Source organism: Pseudomonas sp. S2_B07 (assembly GCF_054668435.1).
In genome coordinates this window covers 1660795-1681988 of sequence record NZ_CP162769.1, presented here as the reverse complement: position 1 = coordinate 1681988, position 21194 = coordinate 1660795, and the positions used below count along the sequence as shown (strand labels likewise).

Genomic DNA, 21194 nt, shown 5'->3' with positions numbered 1-21194 from the left:
AGTCAGCAAATCTGTAACTGACGCACCGCTATCGCGAGCAGGCACTCCTACAGTGGGGGATGGGTATCAGGGCTTAATTTTGCGCCCGGCCATGTGCTTCAAATACCCCACCAGCATGTCCAGATCCGCATCTGGCAATACCTGCGCCGTAAACCCCGGCATCTTCGCCTGCGGCCACTGGCGCAAGCTCTGCGGATCACGGATATAGCGCTTCAAGAACTCCGCCCCGAAATACTCGGTCGGACTAAACGGAATATTCAAATCCGGCCCGAACTGCGCATCCCCGGCACCGTTCAATCGATGGCAAGCCAGGCAGTTCTTCTGAAACAACGCAAAGCCTTGATTCACCGGATCGCCCGCCTTCAACGCCGGATCAGGCAGCAGGGCAGGGAAGCGCGCAGCGACCGGCGCCAGGCGCTTGATGCTGGACAGCTGAAACGGCCATTGCTCCGGGCTGATATTGCCGGCCTGCGGATCCGTCCAGACCAGATAAAACGGCCCGGCCCCCGGCTTGCCTTCTGACAATGCCGGCCAAGGTTTGGCCGGGTCTTCAATCGCCAGCCACGCCCGCGCACCTTGAGTGTTGAGCAAAGGCGCTGCGGCCAACTCGGCGGCAAATCCGTCCAGCGCCACGGCTTGCAAATGGTCATCGAGCTTGATGCCGGTCAACAGCGCCGCCAGCGGCACCGCTTGATAACTCATGTCCCGTTTGTAGGAAACGTCGTCGGCAATATGGAGGGTCTGGACTTGCGGGTGCTTGAGCAGTTCTTCGGTCTGCCAGGTGCGAGTGGTCGCGCCCAGCTCGAGGTTCAGCTGTGCGGCAAACAGAGGCGTGCTGAGCAGCAAGGCCCCGAACAGAATGAGCGTTTTCAATAGATCGCCGTCCATGTCGTGGAAGTGCCCAAAGGTTGGCACACCCACGCTGGCCCGGGTAGCGGGCCAGTCACATTTTTAGAATGACGATATAAATACCTGACACCGTTTTCTTTTACCGACTAGCCAATCACCTTGGTCAGATTCGGCAAAATCAACAACAGCGTGGTGGCGAAAAGAATGAGCCCGGCTTGACGTACTTTCGAATGTTTGAACATGGCTTGACCGCCTTTTTTGTTATTTCCTGATGCCTGCCTGCATATCTCCATGACGGCAGAGCGTTGCACTTCCTGTCAGACGAGTGCCTCGGCAAAACCCGACGACAACTTCGTACACTTCACCTTAGAGCCCGCGTCACTCGTGACTTAGATCCATTTCGTATGGAACTATCGACAAATGCTCTTAAAAAGGCATGAGGCCTATTGCCAGCTTCTTGGGCGCCCTTTTGCTAGACAGCTCCGTGTCCTGAATCGGTTAATCCCATCGCTCACTACCGTCCGTCTGAGCACGTCAGTCAACGTCAGTGAGCACTGCGGTCATTGAATCCGCGGCGGCCCGGCATAAGAGTGAGCACTCAGTATTTACTCACCGCCCAGGTTCGAGGACGTCATGACCCAAGCTTTGATTTTCGACGCGTTACGCACGCCCCGTGGCAAAGGCAAGGCCGATGGCGCCTTGCACAGCGTCAAACCGGTCAATCTGGTGGCCGGCTTGCTCACGGCGCTGCAACAGCGCACGTCGCTCGATACCAGCCAGGTCGATGACGTGGTGCTCGGCTGCGTGACGCCGATTGGTGATCAAGGCTCCGATATCGCCAAAACCGCGACCCAAGTGGCGGATTGGGACGTCAGCGTCTCGGGCGTGCAGATCAACCGCTTCTGCGCTTCGGGGCTTGAAGCGGTGAACCTCGGCGCGATGAAGGTGCGCTCCGGTTTCGAAGACCTGGTGGTGGTCGGCGGTGTCGAGTCGATGTCTCGCGTGCCCATGGGCAGCGACGGTGGGGCTTGGGCGCTGGACCCGGAAACCAATCTGCACAGCCATTTCACACCGCAAGGCGTGGGCGCCGACCTGATTGCCACCCTCGAAGGGTTCAGCCGTCAGGACGTGGATGCCTACGCGCTGCACTCGCAACAGAAAGCGGCGCGGGCACGGGCGAACGGTTCGTTCAACAAGTCGCTGGTGCCGGTGCAGGATCAGAACGGCATCATCTTGCTCGATCACGATGAGTTCATTCGCGCCGACTCCACCCTGGAAGGCTTGGGCAAGCTCAAGCCGAGTTTCGAGATGATGGGGCAAATGGGCTTCGACGCCACGGCGTTGCGCGTCTACAGCCATGTCGAACGGATCAATCACGTGCACACGCCGGGCAACAGCTCCGGGATCGTCGATGGTGCGGCGCTGATGCTGATTGGTTCCGAAGCCAAGGGCCGGGCGCTTGGCCTGCAGCCACGGGCGCGGATCGTTGCCACGGCGGTCACCAGCACCGATCCGACCATCATGCTCACCGGCCCGGCGCCGGCTACCCGTAAAGCGCTGGCCAAGGCCGGGCTGCGGGTGGAAGACATCGACCTGTTCGAGGTCAACGAAGCGTTCGCCTCGGTGGTGCTCAAATTCATCAAGGACATGGCCATCGATCCGGACAAGGTCAACGTCAACGGCGGCTCCATCGCCATGGGTCATCCGCTGGGCGCCACGGGCTGCGCGATTCTCGGCACGCTGCTCGATGAGCTGGAAACCCGACGCCTGCGCTATGGCCTGGCGACGTTGTGTGTCGGTGGCGGCATGGGCATTGCCACCATCATCGAACGCCTCTGAGCCCCCGACTTCCAAGGAAACATGTTCATGACTGAAGCCATTCGTTACGAAAAGGGTCAGGACCGGATCGTTGTCCTGACCATCGACATGCCGGGCCAGAGCGCCAACACCATGAACGCGGTCTACCGCGAAGCCATGGCCGCCTGCGTCGCCCGTCTGGTCGCTGAAAAAGACAGCATCGCCGGGGTGATCATCACCTCGGCGAAGAAGACGTTCTTCGCTGGCGGCGACCTCAATGAACTGATCAAGGTTGGCAAGCCAGAGGCCAAAGCGTTCTACGACATGGTGCTGACCCTAAAAGGTCAATTGCGCACCCTGGAAACCCTCGGCAAACCGGTGGTGGCCGCGATCAACGGCGCCGCATTGGGCGGTGGTTGGGAAATCTGCCTGGCGTGTCATCATCGCGTGGCGCTGGACAATCCATCCGTGCAACTCGGCCTGCCGGAAGTCACCCTCGGCTTGCTGCCGGGCGGCGGCGGGGTGGTGCGCATGGTGCGGATGCTGGGCATCGAGAAAGCCTTGCCGTATCTGCTCGAAGGCAAAAAAGTCCGGCCACAACAGGCGTTGCAGGCCGGGTTGATTGACGAGTTGGCGAAGGATCCTGATGAACTGCTGAGCAAGGCGCGGGCCTGGATTCTGGCCAATCCGACGGCGGTACAACGTTGGGACGTGAAGGGTTATCAGATCCCCGGCGGCACCCCGTCCAGCCCGAAAGTCGCGCAGATGCTCGCTATTGCGCCATCGATCCTGCGCAGCAAGACCCAAGGCTGCATGCCTGCGCCGGAGAAAATCCTCTGCGCGGCGGTTGAGGGCGCCCAGGTGGATTTCGACACTGCGCACCTGATCGAAACCCGCTACTTCACTGAGCTGACCACGGGCCAGGTCTCGAAAAACCTGATTGGCACTTTCTGGTTCCAACTCAACGAGATCAATGCCGGCGGTTCGCGGCCGCAAGGTTTTGCGCCTTGTGTGACGCAAAAAGTCGGGGTACTCGGCGCCGGGATGATGGGCGCGGGCATCGCGTTTGTCAGCGCATCGGCAGGCATCGAGGTGGTGCTCAAGGACATCACGCTGGCGGCGGCGGAGAAGGGCAAGGCCCATTCGGCAGCGTTGCTGGACAAGAAAGTCGCGCGCGGCCAGATGATTGCCGAGCAGCGTGAGGCGATTCTGGCGCGGATCCGTACCACGGAAAACGATGCCGACCTGGCCGGTTGCGACCTGATCATCGAAGCGGTGTTCGAAGATCGCGAGCTCAAAGCCAGGGTCTCATCGGCTGCGCAAAAAGTCGTCGGGCCGGATGCGGTGATCGCTTCCAACACCTCGACGTTGCCGATCAGCGGCCTGGCCACCGCGGTGCCGGACCAGAGCAAATTCATCGGCCTGCACTTCTTCAGTCCCGTGGAAAAAATGCCGCTGGTGGAAATCATCAAAGGCGCCAATACCAGCGATGAAACCCTGGCTCGAGGCTTCGATTTCGTCCTGCAAATCAAGAAAACCCCGATCGTGGTCAACGACAGTCGCGGCTTCTTTACCTCGCGGGTGTTTGGCACCTTCACCAACGAAGGCATCGCCATGCTCGGCGAAGGCGTCAGCGCGCCGATGATCGAGACCGAAGCACGCAAGGCCGGCATGCCCATCGGGCCGCTGGCGATTTCTGATGAAGTTTCCCTCAGTCTCATGAGCCATATCCGTCAGCAAACGGCCAAAGACCTGCAAGCCGAAGGGAAACCGCTGATAGAGCATCCGGCCTTTGCGGTGATCGACTTGCTGCTCAACGAATACAAACGCCCCGGTAAAGCGGCAGGAGGCGGTTTTTACGAATACCCGGCCGCTGGCCAGAAGCATCTGTGGCCAGAGCTGAAAAGCCGTTTCGAAAAGCCTGACGGGCAGATTTCGCCCAAGGATGTGCGTGATCGCCTGCTGTTCGTGCAAGCCATCGAAACCGTGCGCTGTGTGGAGGAGGGTGTGCTGACGTCGACGGCGGACGCCAACGTCGGTTCGATCTTCGGCATCGGTTTCGCGGCCTGGACCGGCGGTGCACTGCAATTCATCAATCAGTACGGCGTGCAAGACTTCGTCGCCCGCGCCCAATACCTGGCCGCGCAGTATGGCGAACGCTTCAATCCGCCAGCGTTGTTGCTGGAAAAAGCCGCCAAAGGGGAGACGTTTTAAGGGACCGGTGACGCTTCGCGGGGCTTGCCTTGGAACGGTGTTTCGAGGCAGGCTCTGGGGTGTGCATTATTCCCATCACGTGTCAGGTATTTTTTATGTCGTTACGCATCTGCATTCTGGAAACCGACATCCTGCGTCCAGAATTGGTCGACCAATATCAGGGCTACGGGCAGATGTTCAAGCACCTGTTTTCGCAGCAACCTATCGCGGCCGAGTTCACGGTCTACAACGTGATGCAGGGCGAATACCCAAGCGATGACCTGACCTTCGACGCTTATCTGGTCACCGGCAGCAAGGCCGATTCCTTCGGCACCGACCCGTGGATCGAAACCCTCAGGAAATACCTGCTGACCCGCTACGAACGCGGCGACAAACTCTTGGGCGTGTGTTTCGGCCATCAGTTGCTGGCGTTGTTGCTGGGCGGCAAAAGCGAACGTGCCACCCAAGGCTGGGGTGTCGGCACCCACAGTTACAAACTCGCGGCCAAGGCGCCGTGGATGAGCCCGGTCAGGGAAGAGTTGACCTTGTTGATCAGCCACCAGGACCAAGTGACGTCGCTACCGGAAAACGCCACGGTCATCGCCTCCAGCGATTTCTGCCCGTTCGCGGCTTATCACATCAATGATCAAGTGCTGTGCTTCCAGGGTCATCCGGAATTCATTCACGACTATTCGCGAGCGCTGCTGGACATTCGTCAGGAAGCGCTGGGCGAGCAGATCTACTCCAAAGGCGTGAAGAGCCTTGAGCATGAGCATCATGGCGCTACGGTAGCGGAGTGGATGATGCGGTTTGTGGCGCACAAGCCAGAAACGGTTTAAAACCTGATTCAAGCTCGCACCCACAATGGAGATACCCTTGTGGGAGCGAGCTTGCTCGCGATTGTCACTGACACCTGGGTAGTGGCTACAACCACCCCGACTTCTTGAAACTCGCCCACAAACTTGTGCATCCCACCGCAATAAACCCCAACACCCCGAAGTACCCGTAGTGCCACGCCAGCTCCGGCATGTTTTGAAAGTTCATCCCGTAAATCCCGGCCACCGCCGTCGGAAACGCCAAAATCGCCGCCCACGCGGCAAATTTGCGCTGCACCACGCTCTGGCGTGAAGCCTCCAGCAACACCCCCACCTCAATCGTCTGGCTGGCAATGTCGGCCAGGGTCGTCAGGTCTTCCATCTGCCGCGTCACGTGAATCTGCACATCCCGGAAGTACGGGCGCATGTTCTTGTCGATGAACGGGAAGCTCAGTTTCTGCAATTCCTCACCAATCTCCACCATCGGCGCCGCATAACGACGCAGGCGCAATACGTCCCGGCGCAGGCCGTGCAGTTTCTGGATGTCATGTTCATTCAACGCACTGCACAACACGTTGCGCTCCAGCTCATCGATCTCGGCGTGGATCGCTTCGCCCACGGGCTGGTAGTTTTCGATCACAAAGTCGAGGAGGGCATAGAGAACGAAGTCCTCCCCGTGTTCAAGCAACAATGGGCGCGCCTCACAGCGTTGCCGGACATAGGCATAGGACGCCGAATGACCATTGCGTGCAGTGATGATGTAGCCGTTACCGGCAAAGATATGCGTCTCGATGAACTGCAGTTTGCCTTCGTTACGAATGGGCGAATACGTGACGATAAACAATGCGTCGCCAAAGGTTTCGAGTTTCGGCCGGCTGTGTTTTTCCAGGGCATCTTCGATGGCCAGTTCGTGCAGGTTGAACTGGCGTTGCAGGTTGGCCAGCTCCTGGGCGTCCGGCTCTTCGAGGCCGATCCAGACAAAGTGGCCGGGTTTTGCGGCCCAGGCTGCGCCCTCGTCGAGGGTGATGTTGGTGACTTTCTTACCGGCGCTGTAAACCGCAGCAGCAACAACTCTACCCATGATTCAGGTTCACTTCTTATTAGCAGGTGGCAGTGGCAGGCAATCTTCAGCTTAGCCTTGTCTGATGCTTCAGAGTGAGCGAACTCTGCAGAGTTCGAAGGTGAAAGTTCGAAGGCAAAAGAAAACCCGCACCAGGCGGGTTTCTTTTTTAAGCGGCTTGCAGTTGCCGATCCATCGAAGCGATGCACTCGCGCATCTGTTCGCGGCACTGGGCCATCAGCAGGGGCATGTCGTCCAGACTCAATCCTGCTGTCGGAATCGCCGGCAGCGAGCGAATCAGAATTTTCCCACTGCGCCAGCGGTTCAATCGCATGTGTTTGACGTAACTGCTGACGCACACGGGCACGATTGGTACGCCGGCAGCAATCGCCATTTGGAACGCGCCTTTCTTGAACGGCAGCAACTCTTCGCCCAGGTTGCGCGTGCCTTCCGGAAAGACCCAGATCGACGTGTCTTCATGCTGCAAGGTGTGCGTGGTGGTCAACATCGACTGGCGCGCCTTGTGCGCATTGCCGCGATCGATCAACACGTTGCCGGCCAGCCAGAACAACTGCCCGAACAGCGGCACCCACTTCAGGCTCTTTTTGCCGATGCACACGGTACGGCGGGGCACCACGTTACCGAATACAAACAGGTCGTAGTTGGATTGGTGATTGGCGATGATCACGCAGCTGTCAGGCTTGTTCATCAACGGCCCGACATCGGCCTTCACCCGTAAACGCAAAATACACATCGCCGGCCACGCATAGAGACGTGCGCACAAACGGCTGTTGTCCGGGTTGAACGGGCGACACAGGCCCAGAATCACCCCAAGCACACCGGCCAGAATAAAGTGCAGGCCCATCAAGAACATACGAAACACAAACAGCATTTACAGGCCCCACCGGGACAAAAGGTGGCGCAGTGTACGGATGTGCACTGTTTTCGGCAATTGCCGCTATAGAGGAGGGAGATAGGCGATGTTTGTGCGCATGTTTCCGACTTGTGGGTCAGACGCGTTCTAGAGCGGTTACAGACTTTTCAACACCATGGGTAAGAAAAAGCCCGACACGACGGTCGGGCTTTTCAACGCTGCGAGTCTGGGCTTAACCCAAGTGTTGCTGATCGAGGATGATTGCGTTATCCAGCGTCTCCAGCAGCGCCTTGCGTACTTTCAACTTGGTGTTCTTGTGCGCGGTCATGTTGATCTTCTTCAATTGACGAGCGGCCGCCAGCGCGGCGCCCTCCAGCTCTTCGGCCGAGACCACCACGTCGAGGAAACCTGCGTCTACGGCGCTCTTCGGAGTGAACATCTCGCCATTGATCACCGAGCGATGCAGCGCAGCCTTGCTCAGGCGATCACGGGCAATCTCGATACCGGCGTGGTGCATGGTCATGCCGATCTGCACTTCGTTCAGACCAATGCTGAACGGGCCATCAACCCCAATGCGGTAATCCGCCGACAACAGCAGGAACGCACCCTTGGCCACGGCATGCCCAGGGCACGCCACGATCACCGGGAACGGGTGCGACAGCAGGCGACGGGCCAGTGTCGAACCGGCAGTGACCAATGCCACGGCTTCTTTCGGACCGGACGTCATCACCTTCAAGTCATAACCACCGGACAGAATCCCCGGCGTACCGGTAATGATCACCACCGCACGATCAGTCACTGCCTGATCCAGCGCAGCGTTAAACGCGGCAATCACGTCGGGCGAGATGGCATTGACCTTGCCATTGCTCAGGGTCAGGGTCGCGATACCGTCTTCGAGATGGTAGGAAATCAACTCACTCATGACGCTATTCCTTGTATGAAAGTTGGGGCAGACGTTACCCACCGCGACAGGCCAGGTAAAGCGCCGTGACTGACCCGCCAGTCACCCTTTCCCCGCCGCACAAGCGTAGCCCGCCACATCCGCGGCGCGTTCCCTTCTATATAGAAGCAGGCGCGAAGCCGGAGATTGGCAGGTTTGCCATGACGCCAAACCCGGTGGAACGACTAAAACGCTAAGCGCATGAAAATTCTGCAAAAAAAATTTGCCATCGGAAAAGGTTTCGACTACATTAGCGCGCCTCGACAGACAGAACTTGTTTGACGAGATACGGTGAAGTGTCCGAGTGGCTTAAGGAGCACGCCTGGAAAGTGTGTATACAAGAAATTGTATCGAGAGTTCGAATCTCTCCTTCACCGCCAAATTCGATGTAACCAGAACCCCTGATTTCGAGAGAAATCAGGGGTTTTGTGGTTTCCGGGGGCTGAAAAAGAGTCTGGCCAGTGACCCATCGAAAGCGCACGACAAACAACTGCCGAATGGCTAACTGCGCCCACCTCACTCTTGCCCCTGATACGAATAGGCAATGCTCGAAGACAAATCGGTATAGGTTGCCTGGTTTGCGATAGCTACCATGGCACCACACCTACTTGTCGGAGATGGCCATGATCAGCAGAAAAACCCTCTTCATCACCGGGGTCAGCAGCGGCTTCGGCAACGCCCTGGCGCAAGAAGCGCTTGCAGCGGGCCATCGCGTCATCGGCACCGTTCGCAGTGAAAGCGCGTTGCAAGCTTTTCAGGCTCTTTCCCCGGACAGTGTTCATGGGGTCATCCTGGATGTAACGGACTTTGATCGCATCGACAGCGTCATAGCGGAGGTTGAAGCAAACCACGGCCCGGTCGATGTATTGGTCAACAATGCCGGCTACGGACATGAGGGCATCCTCGAGGAGTCGCCGCTGGATGAGATGCGTCATCAGTTCGACGTCAATGTCTTCGGCGCGGTAGCGGTGATCAAGGCCTTCCTGCCTTATTTCCGCAAGCGTCGGGCCGGTCACATTCTCAATATCACGTCCATGGGCGGCACCATCACAATGCCGGGTATCGCCTACTATTGCGCCAGCAAGTTTGCTCTCGAAGGTATCTCGGACACGCTCAGCAAAGAGCTACGGCCTTTCAATATCTTCGTCACGGCGGTGGCACCTGGCTCGTTTCGCACTGACTGGGCAGGACGTTCGATGCAACGCACGCCGCGAAGCATTGCCGACTATGACGCCAGTTTCGACCCCGTACGTAAGGCACGCGAAGAGAAGAGCGGCAAACAGCTGGGCGACCCGCGAAAAGCAGCACAAGCGATGTTGCAGGTCATTGCCAGTCCGACGCCGCCTGCGCACGTGTTGTTGGGTAGCGATGCATTGAGCCTGGTGCGTGACAAGCTTGCCAGCGCTGCCAGTGAAATAGATCAATGGGAAGCGGTGACCCGTTCAACCGATGGCTGATCGGCAAGTACAGGGAGCATTAATGACTCAGGTCGACTCACGCACCTCGCGCATGGTGCAGTTGATGGAAAAGCTCGCTCCAGTTGAAGGCTACAACCTGAGCGCGCTGGAGGACGTGCGCTTTTTGCGTTCAAACCGCCCGCTGACCCGCACTCCGGTGTTGTACGACCCCGGCATCGTGATCCTGTGCCAAGGACGCAAGCGCGGGTATCTGGGCGATGATGTCTACCTTTACGACGCCCAGCATTATCTCGTGGTCTCCGTCCCCGTTCCGTTCACCATGGAGACCGATGCCAGCGAAGCGGAGCCGATGCTGGCGGTTTACATGCGCCTGAACTTCCAGCTGGCCAGCGAGTTGCTGCTGCAAGTCGATGAAGCACTAGGACCCAGTGATGCCCAGCCCAAAGGCATGTACGCGTCGCCAATGGACGACTTGTTACGTACCTCGACGCTGCGTTTCCTTGACGCCATGAGTCGACCGGGTGATGCGCACATACTCGGCCCGTCGCTGATGCGGGAAGTCTACTACCGCATCCTGACGGGCGAGCAGGGTGGCTCAATGCGCGCTGCGCTTAATCGCCAGGGGCACTTTGGCAAGGTCACTCGGGCCATCCGCAAGATCCACAGTTGCTACCACGAGCACCTGGATGTGGAGTCCCTTGCCCAGGAAGCAAGCATGAGCGTGCCCAGCTTTCACCTGCATTTTCGTAGCGTGACGGACTCGTCTCCGATGCAATACCTCAAGTCGACACGCTTGCATCAGGCTCGATTGCTGATGTTGCACAACGCGATGACCGCTTCGGCTGCGGCGTTCAATGTGGGCTACGAAAGCGCCTCGCAATTCAGTCGGGAGTTCAAACGCTTCTTCGGCCGAACGCCCCAGGCTGAGATTGAGTGGATGAAGGCGACCTATGCGTTGCCTGCGCCGTCCACGCCGTCCTTTTATGTTTCGTCGCATTAGTGATAAGTCGGGCCTGCTAGACTGCCGAACCCCTCGAATGGAATCGACACAATGCCTCACCTTCGCGCTGTTCACCGCCGCACTGTCAGGTCCATCACTGCGGTGTTGGCATGCGCCCTGTCACCACTCGTCACCGCAACCACATTCCCCGACGCCGAAGCCAGTGACCCCGCCAAACTGGGCTGGATGGTCGGTTCGCCACCTCCTGCCGATCGCACCGTGCGCTTCGAGGACGGCAGTTACTTCCAGTTCCCGGCTATGCGCTGGAGCGTTTCGAACTTCCGGCAGCTCATGCCGACAATCAACGTTTCACGAGGCCTCGGCGCCCCGGTCCCGCTGACTTCTGCGCTGCGCAACGATATCGATGCCGTCAGCTTCACGCCGCTTGGCGCAACGCAGGCGATGACCTGGAATCAATCCCTCGCCGCCACTTACACCGACGGAATTGTGGTGATGCACAGGGGCAAGGTGGTCTATGAGCGCTACTTCGGTGTGCTGAAACCCGAAGGTCAGCACGCGGCGATGTCAGTGACCAAATCCGTGGTCGGCACGCTGGGTGCAATGTTGGTGGCTGAGGGGCGAATCGATGCGAACAAGCCTGTCGCCGATTACGTTCCCGAACTGGCGGCCTCCGCGTTCGGCAGCGCCACGGTACGTCAGGTCCTCGACATGACCACCGCACTCAAATACAGCGAAGACTATGCCGACCCGAACGCCGAAGTCTGGGCGCACGCAAAGGCTGGCAGTCCATTGCCCAAGCCCAAGGACTACACCGGGCCGCGGAGTTACTACGAGTTTTTGCAGACCGTTCAACTGCAAGGCGAACACGGCAGCGCGTTTGGCTACAAGACCGTCAACACCGACGCCCTCGGCTGGATCATCGCCCGAGCGACCGGCCGCAACGTTGCGCAGTTATTATCGGAGCGCATCTGGAGTCGTTTGGGCGCCGAGCAGGATGCCTATTTCACCGTGGACGCCATCGGTACGCCGTTTGCTGGCGGTGGCTTGAACACCGGCTTGCGAGACCTCGCCCGGTTTGGCGAGATGCTGCGCAATGACGGCCAGTTCAACGGCCAGCAGATCGTGCCCAAAGCCGTCGTGGATGACATTCGTCGTGGTGGCGACAAACAGGTTTTCGCCAAGGCCGGTTATGACTTGTTGAAGGGCTGGAGTTACCGCTCGATGTGGTGGGTGACGGGCAAGGAGGACGGGGCATTCATGGCGCGCGGCGTTCATGGCCAGCGCATCTATGTCGATCCGAAAGCCGAGATGGTGATTGTTCGTTATGCCTCGCACCCGGTTGCCAGTAACTCGGCGAATGATCCGGTGACGCTGCCGGCGTTTGATGCGTTGGCCGCGTTTTTGTCCAAGTTGCCTTGATTCGCTGTTTATAAAGAAGGAATTCCTATGATCACCACCACAACCCACGCCATCGAAGGCCGTCAGATCACCGCCTACCTGGATATCGTCAGTGCCGAGTCAGTGCAGGGCGTGAACGTTATCCGCGACGTGTTTGCCGGGATGCGGGATTTTTTCGGTGGGCGTTCCCAGACGTTGGAGCGGGCGTTGAAGGAAGCGCGGATTCAGGCGACTGACGAGATCAAGGAGCGGGCGCGAGCGCTTCAGGCGGACGCCGTGGTAGGGCTCGATTTTGAGATCAGCATGCCGGCTGGCAAGGGCGGGATGGTCGTGGTGTTTGTGACGGGGACAGCGGTCAGATTGAAGTGATTCGATTTGTTTGATCGCGAGGTGTTTTATCGGTCGCAGCGCGGGCCATTCGTCGGGCACGCAACAATCTGAATTACAAGTCCGGTAATGACCGACTAGTCTCAAAAGCCTTGGTGGTCGATATTTTTCAGGCAAATGGCTTTGCCGGTGTCGACCCTTTTTGAGAGGGGAAGAGGTATGGCTGATCCGTATATCGAAGACGACGGGGCTGAATTTCCAATCAACAATTGCGTTAAATGCGGCCAGACAGAGTATGTGGCGGGCTTCGGGGAAGACCCGGTCCAGGTCGGCAAAGTGAAATCCACCGTGCCCAGAGGGCCGAAGTCGAAATTTCTGCCGAGAGTGGCAGCGCCTTCCAGGAAGTAACCGTTAACCGCACAAACCCCGCCATTCAGCGGGGTTTTTCGTTGTTGCAGCACCCATTGTCGGTTGAAAACCCGGCGGCAGACGCTCGGTGGTGTTGGTCGTTTGTTTTTTCACAAACTTTTCACAGCATCGCCCGTAGGCTCAAACCATCCGTTAGAAAGCAGTACCTGGCCCGTTCCCCAGCGGGCTTTTTTTTGCCTGCCATAAAACCTTTTCCATAAACGCTGTCCAACCGTCGCTAATTGCGAGGTGCGGAGGTTTTTGTGTGGACGTTTCGTGCGCTAAAGCATTCAATCCCCGCCTTTCATTTATCTCCCTATTTTTGAGGTTTTCGTCATGCGTTTAACTCTGCCTGCACTGGTTCTTGGGCTTCTGGTTGCTCAAGGTGCGATGGCTGCCAGTGATGGCACCGCGGCAATTGGCGGCGGTCTGGGCGGTGCGCTGGGTAATGTGGTCGGCCAAAGCATGGGCGGCAGCACCGGCGCAGCGATTGGTGCGGGCGTAGCGGGCGCAGCCGGCAGTGCTGTTACAGCACGCAAAGGCCACCGTACTTCCGCTGCCATTGGTGGTGGCGTTGGCGCGGCCGGCGGTTCGGTGATCGGCAACAGCCTGGGTGGCAAGAGCGGTTCCACCATCGGCGCTGGTTTGGGTGGTGCTTTGGGCGGCGGCGTTGGCAGCAACCTGGCCAACGGTCACAAGCGTCACTGATCCTGATCGATCAGCATCGAAGAGCCCGGCTAAACGCCGGGCTTTTTCGTTAATGAACGATTCTTTGACCCAAGCCTCAAAGGTCGTATACCCCCGTAGAATAAGAGGCTTCCCATGACTCCGGTTAACAACGGCAAAAAGTGTAGAAACATCATTGCTCGACGTTTGGTGCTGTCTGCGTTTGTGGTTGGACTGTTCGCGGCTCAAGGTGCAATGGCGGCCGGCGACGGCACCGCTGCAGTGGGCGGCGGTCTGGGTGGTGCGTTGGGTAACGTCGTCGGCGGACAATTGGGCGGCAGCACAGGCGCCGCTATTGGCGCGGGCGTTGGTGGTGCGGCCGGTAGCGCAGTCGGGGCGAGTAAAGGCAATCGCAACGAGGCGGCTATTGGCGGTGGTTTAGGTGCAGCAGGTGGCTCAGTGGTTGGCAACAGCCTCGGCGGCTCGACCGGTTCGACCATCGGCGCGGGCCTTGGCGGTGCCGCGGGTGGTGCAGTCGGGAACAACCTGGGCGACGACGGCAACAATGGCAGCTCACATTCCGGCCACGGGAACGGTCACAAGCATAAGCACAAAAACAAGCATCACTAATACGCTCTCGAATAGAAACCCGGCCTGGTGCCGGGTTTTTTGTGTCTGCAATTCGCAAACCGGAACGATTGGCCACAGGCGGTCTCGAACTTCATACACCCCCCAATAATGCGAGGCATGCCATGACGCCAGAAACCGAAGGCAAAGAACAAAAAGGCCCAAGCGGACTTCCATTCATCAACGACCCTGGCAATGAAGATCCGGGTTCACTCATGGACGACGCCACGGTGCCCCTCAACGACTCTGATGACGCGGGCGATGTGGGGAACCTCGAGTACGAAGAAGAGGATGAAGACGTAGATTGATGTGTTTTGTTTAACCGATCGTCTCTCTGATCGAACACCACCCTGCATCACCCCTCGAACTATCAGGGCCTGCTTTTCAGGCCCTTTGAGAGGTGCTTATGAACGCTGATCCGAAAGACACCGACACCGACGACACACCTGAATATCCGCTGCCGTCACCGACCGATTCGTTGAGTCGTGATCAACGTCCGCCCGATGACGATACGGCGGTGGAGCAAGTGCCTGACGATGATGTGAGGCGCGGTGATGTCGAGGCGGACCCTGAAGATCCGGACATTGCCGGTGAGGATTACTCAGGCGAGCCGAGCTGAGTCAAGCCGCTCGTCGGTTGTGTGGCACCTTTAAAAACAGAGCGCTGCCAGATCAGGTATGCACCTTTTTTAAAGGAGATGCGTCATGGTCAGTTCAAAACTCACAGCCCTGATCATTTCGGGGCTGTTGTCTGTCTGCTCATTCAGTGCGTTTGCTCAATCCAATGGGAATGATGCGCCTGTGGATAAAGGGGGGATGCCTCCGTCGACTGAAATGAATGCGAATTCTGCTGATGGTGATGCGTTGCCGCCGGGGAGTATTAATGGTGGGAATGGGGGGGATGCGAATGGGAGTAGTACTAGTCCGGGGAAGGGGAGTGGGGCTGTGAGTGGAGGGGATTCGATGGGGAGTGGTGGGGCTGGAAAGTCTGGTAGTGCTGGTGATGCCAGCGCTGGCGATGCCGAAGATGAGAAGGGTGGCTAGTTCGATAATGCATTTAAGTATCAAAGCCCAGCTATTTGTTGGGCTTTTTGATAGTCATTGCTTTCAGGAACTTGGCAACCTTTGCGCTACAAACAGCTATTTTGACACCTGTTCGCTGGCGACTTGATCCAGCGTTTGTAGAACGCCTGTTATAGCTGGATGTTGTTTGTGATGTCATTTTCCTCGTAGTCAAAAATTCTCACTACGTCCTCAAGATCCGTAGGCCTGCCTAGTTGAAGCTCGTATGCGACTAGGCCAGCAGACATTTGCGATGACATTCTCGAATGTGTAAACATTGATTTTAGCGCCTTTGCATAGAAATTTTGTTGTCGGATAATCTGCTCTTAATAAACCAAAGCTTTGGAGCAGGTCATGCGCTTTATATGTTTTCTCCGGATTGAACTTGGTTCGTAAGGTTAATAGCGCCCCCTCGCGCTGATATTCAATTATAGTACTGGCAAAGGTGCCATCGGAGAGTGTGGTTATTTCAAATGCTTTCATGAGCACCTTTTTGGGTTTAAGGTTGTTTTTTTTGTATTGACTATTTTTTGATTGATTCTAACCAACGATGGAAGAAATCGGTTTGCATTTGTGGGTCGTGAACAATGTCTTGATCATCATACTGAAAGATATTGACCAGATCCTTTCTAGATGCTCGGACTCCTAATTTGTGCTCGTAGGCCATAATCCCACAGCTCATCTGCGACGACATACTGGAGGGTCGCACGTTTATTTTTGCTCCTTTGCATAGAAATTTAATTTCAGGAAACGACTTGATTATTTTTCCAAGACATTCATAAATATCAAGCCCTGAGAATTTTTGTGTTCGACCGCTCTCCAATGTTATTTGGATGGATGGTGTGTCTTCATCACAATCGAGTACAGCAATCTCTTGTTTGTTATCGATCAAGATAGAAATTTTTTCAATTGTCATTATCGTTTCCTTTGAGGGTTTGGTATTGAGTATCCAATATAGCTTCCGTCTTTTTTAGGGGGGTAACACCTATAATGTCTCCGGTTTTTACCCTGCTAGGAATAGCTATCTCATCTTCATAGTCGTAAGGAATGTCATCAGGGTGTAACTCCTTGTTGACGTCATGGCCAAAAACTCGCCTGAGGGTGTACATATAACCATTTTTGGTCCTGTACTTGGTGCCGAAATCTATAGCTATCTCTGGGTCAGTAGATGTGCTTATAAAATTGCTCGGCGGGTTCTTGTTATCCCAAACATGAAGTAATAAATCATTACTATCTCCTCTACTCAAGAACCCAGTATCAAAAATTTCATCTGGCTTACGCAAATCACCACGATATAGATACTCGTTTTCCCCTGTCGAGGAGGGAAGTGAAGGCTCTCCCTCATCAACCTTAACCTTCCCCGCCGGATCCTCCTCCCCAAACGCCGGCCTCTTACACCCATCCCCCCAGGACACTCATTCAACCCCAACGGATCAACCCATCCTGTCGGGTTCCGCGTGTACTGATACCCGTTCAACCCACCCGCTAACCCACTCGGGTCCGGAGTCAAATACCGTCCCAGATCCGGGTTGTAATAACGATGCCGGTTGTAATGCAGCCCCGTCTCCGCGTCGAAATACTGCCCTTGAAACCTCAACGGTTGATCCAGCACCTGATGGGTATCGCGATTCAACCGGGTCAGGCGGCCGTAGGCGGTGTATTGCGCGGCCCAGATGATGTCGCCGCTGTAGTCGGTGAGTTCTTGGGGGGTGCCAAGGTGGTCGAGTTGGTAGTAGAACGGGCAGGCCTGGCGTGGGCCTTTGCCGTCGAGCATGGCGAGTGGGCGGAAGGTGCCGGGTTCGTAGAGGTAGCTGCGGTGGTGGTCCTGGCTGTGTTCGGCGATGAGTTGGTCGCCTTGCCAGAAAAACTCGGTGGTTTTGCCGTCGACGGTTTTGCGGATGCGGGGGCCGAAGGCGTCGTAGCGGTAGGTCGCGCAGGTGCCGTTGGGCAGCGTGGCGCTGATTAACCGGTGTTGGCAGTCGTAGTGGTATTCGGTGACGAGTTTTTGCCCGGTGCCGCGGCGTTCGCGGATCAGGTTGCCGAAGGCGTCGTAGTCGAAGTGGCGGTCGCCTTGCATCAACAGGCGATTGCCTTTGACGGCGGCCGGGCCGGGGCGATCCTGCATCAGCAGGTTACCGGCGGGGTCGTGGAAGAAGCTTTCGGGTTGTTGGTCGCGGGAGTGACGGACGCGGATCAGGCGGTTGAGCGGATCGTATTGGTAGTTGCGTTGGCCATGGCGGGTGTCCGCGAGGGTGTCGAGGTTGCCGTTGGCGCTGTAGGCATAATCGCGTCGATACAGCGATTGCGGGTGTTGGCTGACGGCATGGGCCTTCAGACGACCTTGTTCGTCGTGGTCGTACTGGCTGTGTAACAAGCCTTGCTGGCGCTTTAGTTCGCGGCCGAATTGATAGGTGTGGCTTGTGAGCCGGGTGCCGTTGAGGTCGATGGCTGTCAGTGCACCACCCTTGGCGCGGTGGTAATCGATTTTGCTGTTGTCTGGCAGGCGCAGGTGGTTGAGTCGACCGCACGCGTCGTAGCCATAGCGCAATGTGGCCCAGCTCTGGTGTTCTGTGATCAGCCGGTTCTGAGTGTCGTATTCGAATTCCAGTGGGTGATCGTGGTTGTCGTCGACACTGACCAAGCGGCCCAGGCTGTCGTAGTGGTATTCGACGTTGTTGCCGTCGGGCAGGGTTTTGATCAGCAGGCAACCGGTTGAGTCCCGTTGGTAACGGGTCATCAGTTGCGAGCCGTCATCGCCGAACTCGATTTTTTCCAGCAGATGACCATTGAGGTCGTAGGCATACGCAGTACGTCGACCGTCAAATCCGACTTCCTGTCGGATCAATCCACTAGCTGTGTAGTCCAGTCGATAGTGTTCGCCGGACTCGTTCTCGATTTCGGTCAGCAGAAGCCGTGCGTTGTCGTAGCGATAGTGCAGATGCGTGCCGTCGGGGTTGATCCGGCGGCTGACCAGGTGCAGGTCATCGTCGTACTCAAAGCGCGTGACACGCCCCAATTCATCGCGTTCGGCGGTGATTTTGCCGTAGGCGTTGTAGCTGAAGGCTCGGCTGGCACCAGTAGGAAGAGTCGTCTGGAGCAGTCGGCCAACGGCGTCCCATTGGTAGTGAGTGACAGCGCCATGTTCATCCTGACGGGTAATCTGCCGTCCCAGAGCGTCGTAGGAAAACCGTCGCTGACCGCCGTCCGGCAGGGTCTCCTCGATCAGTTGCCCGATAGCATCCCGAACGAAAACATGACGACTGCTGTCCGGAAAACGGATCGATGCCAGTTGTCCTTGAGTGTCGTAGTGGTAGTGAGTGACCTGGCCGTCGGGGTCGATGGATTCGGTGACATCACCCTGAGCATTGCGTTGATATTTCCATACCGCCTGACCGCGATAACGCGCATGCAGGAAACCGTTGCGGTATTCGTAGGACGTTGGCTCATCTTCAGGTGGAATCAGCGCAATCAGCCGCCCGAGATCGTCGTAGCGGTATTGAGTAATGGCCCCCAACGGCCCCTGTTCGGCAATCAGCTGACCCTTGTGGTCATAAGTCTTGAGGTGCTCGGCGCCATCCGGCCCGACCCGGCGCACCAACCGCGCCGTATCGTCATGGACGTAAACCTCCTCGCTGCCATCGACGTTTTTAACCAGCACTGCGCCGTTGTCGTCCCAGGCATAGCGCGTATCCATTTGCGCGAACGTCGCCCAGTGCCTTGTGCATCGGGCCGCTTTGCCGGACCGCTCCCACTCCCAAAAAAAACTGGCCCCACCGGCCAATTGCCGTTGGAGAATCACGTGTCGGTCGTCGTAGTCGTACCGTTCGCTTTCCCCGGCGGCATTGGTCGCTTCGATCAGTCGCTGTCGGGCGTCGTAGCGGTAGGCAATCAGCGTTTGCTCGGTACGCCAGGCGTCAGCCGCCGTATCGGCGGGGTGAAACGACTGGTACTCGACGGCGACGATGTGCCGGCGCTCGTAGCGCAACAGCAGCGAACGACCGGCGCCGTTGTCGAGGCGCTGAATGCGATCCTGCCGGTCACGGGTGATGTGCAGCCTGTTGTTATAGGCATCGCTGATCGTGGTCAGCCGGCCATTGCGAAAGTGATAGAACAGCGCGGTTTCGCCAGCGAGGGCGAGCACCAGTTCTTCTGGTTGATCCCCTGAATAAATCGCCGCCCGCGACAGGCTGTTGTGAATGGCCGGGCGTTTCTGGCTGGGCAGCGGAAATGTCGTGCGGCGGTTTTCATGGTCGATCCAGACGACGTGCTCTGCGTTCAGCTCCAGCCGATGCGCCAGTGAATGACTCCAGCCCCAGCCCAGCCCGCAATCGATTTCCACCGCGCTGCTTCGGTACAACCGGGTGAACGCAAACGGCAACAAACCGTTGAGCGATCCATCGTCCAGAGTCAGCAACTCTTCGCCGGTGACCATCGACACCGGGCAGCCATTGGTGCAGGTCAGTGGCCCGCAATCGGCGCTGTCGCCGTTGGGGTTTTTCGCCTGCTCGGGGGCGTCGTCGCGCTGTTCGTGCCGGCTCAGGCGAGTCTTGGGTGCGGATTTGTTGCGAGCAATGGCGACCGGGTTGTTCACCCATACAACCGGTGCAGAGCCTGCACTGATCTGTAGCGGCACCGCAGGCGCAGGGTTCAGCGGAACAGTGCGGATGTTGACCGCGAGGGGTTTGAATACGCCCGTATGGGGCGTCAAGTCGGATAGAGTGGCCAGGCGCAAACTCGCGGCTGCCAGCCATTTACGCGCTCGCTCCGATTTGATTTTGCCCAGCACCTTCGCACTGATACCGAACCTCAGCCCTAAAGGCCCCGTGAAGCGTGCCAGCAGGAATGCAATCAATACCCCTGTACGAATTTCCGCCACAACTTCGGCGATGTGCTGCGGTGGCATCATCCGCAGCCAACTGGTGAACGCTGCCAGATGGATGAACATCAACGGCTCGTCACTCAACACCAGCAACAGATTGGCAATCGATTCAGCCGAGGCCTGCAGCAGCGTTTCAAGTTCTACTTCGGTCAGGTACTCAAGGAGTTTTTCGCTGTTGGCCTGCAGGTCGGTGATCAGCTCGTAAATCTGCTTCACGTCATCCCACAAACCGTTCAGCGACGTCTCAACACCGAGCCAGTCAGCTTGTTGCAACAGGCCGTAGCGCTTGAGGAATCCGGCTTGTGCATACTCGGCCCATGGCGCTTCGAATTCAGTCGTCCACTCATTGCGCAGCCAGTCTTCCAGGCCGTCGATGACGCCTTGATAGGAGGCGTAGAGTGCTTTGACATGATCGGTGGAAACATTCGGAAAGAAGGTGATGCGGTAACGTTGGCCGCGTTCGCACTTGGGGATTTCGAGAATGCCGCTGGGGCCGATCTCGTGGTTGACCGGCTCGCCATAGGTGCCATCAGCATTCAACGGCTCGAGCATCACCGGCGTATTGCCGATGGGGACGAATTGCGCCGCGTCGAACATGTGTACCAGCGTCAACGAGCCGCTGGCCGGGCACGCCCCGACGGTGGAGCTGACAGGCGCAGTGGAATGCTTTGGCGCGACCAGCCGGACTTCGTTGCCGACCTTGAACACCTGCTCGATATCCAGCGCCTTGCCGGTCCAGAAACTCTCCGCCCAGGCATCGTAGTCGTTGAGGCACAGTCGAAAGTCAGCCAGCAACCCTTCGACATTCGGCTGCTCAGGGTCCATGGCAGCGACCACCAGCAGTCCGATGGTGTTGTTCAAGGCCAGAACCTTGTCAGGTTCGAACATTCGCAGTCCCTCGCGCAGATCAAATGTGAGCGC

The 21194-nt window shown here is 57.5% G+C and carries 18 protein-coding genes, 1 tRNA gene and 1 pseudogene; 13 read left to right on the top strand and 7 right to left on the bottom strand.

The genetic code is table 11. From position 1 onward, the window contains the following. Window positions 1-66 precede the first annotated feature (66 nt). A complete protein-coding gene (locus tag AB4N43_RS07765) occupies window positions 67-888 on the bottom strand; it encodes a c-type cytochrome (protein WP_460154204.1) in 822 nt (273 codons plus the stop codon). A 594-nt stretch (window positions 889-1482) separates the two neighbouring features. Between AB4N43_RS07765 and AB4N43_RS07760 the strand changes: the two genes are divergently transcribed. From AB4N43_RS07760 to AB4N43_RS07750, 3 genes are all read left to right on the top strand, one after another. Then, entirely contained in the window at window positions 1483-2688 is a 1206-nt protein-coding gene (locus AB4N43_RS07760; protein ID WP_027922518.1) for an acetyl-CoA C-acetyltransferase, read from the top strand. 27 nt (window positions 2689-2715) lie between these two features. Beyond that, window positions 2716-4860 carry a 3-hydroxyacyl-CoA dehydrogenase NAD-binding domain-containing protein gene (locus AB4N43_RS07755; RefSeq protein WP_460153702.1) on the top strand — a complete coding sequence of 715 codons (2145 nt, stop codon included), beginning with the start codon at window positions 2716-2718 and terminating at the stop codon, window positions 4858-4860. Between the two features lie 95 nt (window positions 4861-4955). After that, on the top strand, window positions 4956-5678 hold the full coding sequence (locus AB4N43_RS07750; protein WP_027922520.1) for an amidotransferase: 723 nt from the start codon (window positions 4956-4958) through the stop codon (window positions 5676-5678). Window positions 5679-5763: 85 nt separating this feature from the next. Here the strand turns inward: AB4N43_RS07750 and AB4N43_RS07745 are convergent, their stop codons facing one another. The 3 genes from AB4N43_RS07745 to AB4N43_RS07735 form a co-directional block, all read right to left on the bottom strand. Further along, entirely contained in the window at window positions 5764-6735 is a 972-nt protein-coding gene (locus AB4N43_RS07745) for a magnesium and cobalt transport protein CorA (RefSeq protein WP_027922521.1), read from the bottom strand. Between the two features lie 148 nt (window positions 6736-6883). Beyond that, window positions 6884-7606 (bottom strand): 1-acylglycerol-3-phosphate O-acyltransferase, encoded by a 723-nt coding sequence (locus AB4N43_RS07740; protein ID WP_027922522.1) that lies wholly within the window; start codon window positions 7604-7606, stop codon window positions 6884-6886. Between the two features lie 214 nt (window positions 7607-7820). Further along, complete coding sequence (locus AB4N43_RS07735; RefSeq protein ID WP_027922523.1) at window positions 7821-8510, bottom strand: crotonase/enoyl-CoA hydratase family protein; 690 nt, start codon at window positions 8508-8510, stop codon at window positions 7821-7823. 308 nt (window positions 8511-8818) lie between these two features. Between AB4N43_RS07735 and AB4N43_RS07730 the strand changes: the two genes are divergently transcribed. The 10 genes from AB4N43_RS07730 (at window position 8819) to AB4N43_RS07685 (ending at window position 14952) form a co-directional block, all read left to right on the top strand. Then, a tRNA-Ser gene (locus AB4N43_RS07730) sits at window positions 8819-8908 on the top strand. 243 nt (window positions 8909-9151) lie between these two features. After that, window positions 9152-9985 carry an oxidoreductase gene (locus tag AB4N43_RS07725; RefSeq protein WP_027922524.1) on the top strand — a complete coding sequence of 278 codons (834 nt, stop codon included), beginning with the start codon at window positions 9152-9154 and terminating at the stop codon, window positions 9983-9985. A 22-nt stretch (window positions 9986-10007) separates the two neighbouring features. Continuing rightward, entirely contained in the window at window positions 10008-10946 is a 939-nt protein-coding gene (locus tag AB4N43_RS07720) for an AraC family transcriptional regulator (protein WP_027922525.1), read from the top strand. A gap of 51 nt (window positions 10947-10997) precedes the next feature. Next, entirely contained in the window at window positions 10998-12326 is a 1329-nt protein-coding gene (locus AB4N43_RS07715) for a serine hydrolase domain-containing protein (RefSeq protein WP_460153699.1), read from the top strand. 27 nt (window positions 12327-12353) lie between these two features. Beyond that, the gene (locus AB4N43_RS07710) at window positions 12354-12674 is read left to right on the top strand and encodes a YbjQ family protein (protein WP_027922527.1); all 321 of its coding nucleotides are present in this window, start codon (window positions 12354-12356) and stop codon (window positions 12672-12674) included. A 177-nt stretch (window positions 12675-12851) separates the two neighbouring features. Beyond that, a complete protein-coding gene (locus AB4N43_RS07705) occupies window positions 12852-13040 on the top strand; it encodes a hypothetical protein (protein ID WP_027922528.1) in 189 nt (62 codons plus the stop codon). Window positions 13041-13376: 336 nt separating this feature from the next. Further along, complete coding sequence (locus AB4N43_RS07700; RefSeq protein ID WP_027922529.1) at window positions 13377-13748, top strand: hypothetical protein; 372 nt, start codon at window positions 13377-13379, stop codon at window positions 13746-13748. Between the two features lie 114 nt (window positions 13749-13862). Further along, complete coding sequence (locus AB4N43_RS07695; RefSeq protein ID WP_050590149.1) at window positions 13863-14336, top strand: glycine zipper domain-containing protein; 474 nt, start codon at window positions 13863-13865, stop codon at window positions 14334-14336. A 122-nt stretch (window positions 14337-14458) separates the two neighbouring features. Next, a complete protein-coding gene (locus tag AB4N43_RS07690; RefSeq protein WP_027922531.1) occupies window positions 14459-14641 on the top strand; it encodes a hypothetical protein in 183 nt (60 codons plus the stop codon). Between the two features lie 98 nt (window positions 14642-14739). Further along, window positions 14740-14952: a hypothetical protein gene (locus AB4N43_RS07685; protein WP_059181332.1), complete on the top strand. Its 213-nt coding sequence runs from the start codon at window positions 14740-14742 to the stop codon at window positions 14950-14952. A 634-nt stretch (window positions 14953-15586) separates the two neighbouring features. On the opposite strand, the gene AB4N43_RS07680 is transcribed toward AB4N43_RS07685, so the two are convergent. From AB4N43_RS07680 to AB4N43_RS07670, 3 genes and pseudogenes are all read right to left on the bottom strand, one after another. Beyond that, window positions 15587-15877: a hypothetical protein gene (locus AB4N43_RS07680; protein ID WP_460153696.1), complete on the bottom strand. Its 291-nt coding sequence runs from the start codon at window positions 15875-15877 to the stop codon at window positions 15587-15589. 40 nt (window positions 15878-15917) lie between these two features. Next, window positions 15918-16310: a hypothetical protein gene (locus tag AB4N43_RS07675; RefSeq protein ID WP_460153694.1), complete on the bottom strand. Its 393-nt coding sequence runs from the start codon at window positions 16308-16310 to the stop codon at window positions 15918-15920. Further along, window positions 16310-21161: pseudogene (locus AB4N43_RS07670) on the bottom strand (RHS repeat-associated core domain-containing protein). The gene AB4N43_RS07675 and the pseudogene AB4N43_RS07670 overlap by 1 nt, the downstream one beginning before the upstream one ends. Window positions 21162-21194: the final 33 nt, after the last annotated feature.

Excerpts from the sequence above, each read along its gene's own strand:
- AB4N43_RS07710 (WP_027922527.1), top strand. The coding sequence starts at position 12,354 with ATGATCACCACCACAACCCACGCCATCGAAGGCCGTCAGATCACCGCC.
- AB4N43_RS07755 (WP_460153702.1), top strand. The coding sequence starts at position 2,716 with ATGACTGAAGCCATTCGTTACGAAAAGGGTCAGGACCGGATCGTTGTC.
- AB4N43_RS07705 (WP_027922528.1), top strand. The coding sequence starts at position 12,852 with ATGGCTGATCCGTATATCGAAGACGACGGGGCTGAATTTCCAATCAAC.
- AB4N43_RS07715 (WP_460153699.1), top strand. The coding sequence starts at position 10,998 with ATGCCTCACCTTCGCGCTGTTCACCGCCGCACTGTCAGGTCCATCACT.
- AB4N43_RS07695 (WP_050590149.1), top strand. The coding sequence starts at position 13,863 with ATGACTCCGGTTAACAACGGCAAAAAGTGTAGAAACATCATTGCTCGA.
- AB4N43_RS07765 (WP_460154204.1), bottom strand. The coding sequence starts at position 888 with ATGGACGGCGATCTATTGAAAACGCTCATTCTGTTCGGGGCCTTGCTG.
- AB4N43_RS07675 (WP_460153694.1), bottom strand. The coding sequence starts at position 16,310 with ATGACAATTGAAAAAATTTCTATCTTGATCGATAACAAACAAGAGATT.
- AB4N43_RS07690 (WP_027922531.1), top strand. The coding sequence starts at position 14,459 with ATGACGCCAGAAACCGAAGGCAAAGAACAAAAAGGCCCAAGCGGACTT.
- AB4N43_RS07750 (WP_027922520.1), top strand. The coding sequence starts at position 4,956 with ATGTCGTTACGCATCTGCATTCTGGAAACCGACATCCTGCGTCCAGAA.
- AB4N43_RS07680 (WP_460153696.1), bottom strand. The coding sequence starts at position 15,877 with ATGAAAGCATTTGAAATAACCACACTCTCCGATGGCACCTTTGCCAGT.
- AB4N43_RS07745 (WP_027922521.1), bottom strand. The coding sequence starts at position 6,735 with ATGGGTAGAGTTGTTGCTGCTGCGGTTTACAGCGCCGGTAAGAAAGTC.
- AB4N43_RS07685 (WP_059181332.1), top strand. The coding sequence starts at position 14,740 with ATGAACGCTGATCCGAAAGACACCGACACCGACGACACACCTGAATAT.
- AB4N43_RS07700 (WP_027922529.1), top strand. The coding sequence starts at position 13,377 with ATGCGTTTAACTCTGCCTGCACTGGTTCTTGGGCTTCTGGTTGCTCAA.
- AB4N43_RS07720 (WP_027922525.1), top strand. The coding sequence starts at position 10,008 with ATGACTCAGGTCGACTCACGCACCTCGCGCATGGTGCAGTTGATGGAA.
- AB4N43_RS07735 (WP_027922523.1), bottom strand. The coding sequence starts at position 8,510 with ATGAGTGAGTTGATTTCCTACCATCTCGAAGACGGTATCGCGACCCTG.
- AB4N43_RS07760 (WP_027922518.1), top strand. The coding sequence starts at position 1,483 with ATGACCCAAGCTTTGATTTTCGACGCGTTACGCACGCCCCGTGGCAAA.
- AB4N43_RS07740 (WP_027922522.1), bottom strand. The coding sequence starts at position 7,606 with ATGCTGTTTGTGTTTCGTATGTTCTTGATGGGCCTGCACTTTATTCTG.
- AB4N43_RS07725 (WP_027922524.1), top strand. The coding sequence starts at position 9,152 with ATGATCAGCAGAAAAACCCTCTTCATCACCGGGGTCAGCAGCGGCTTC.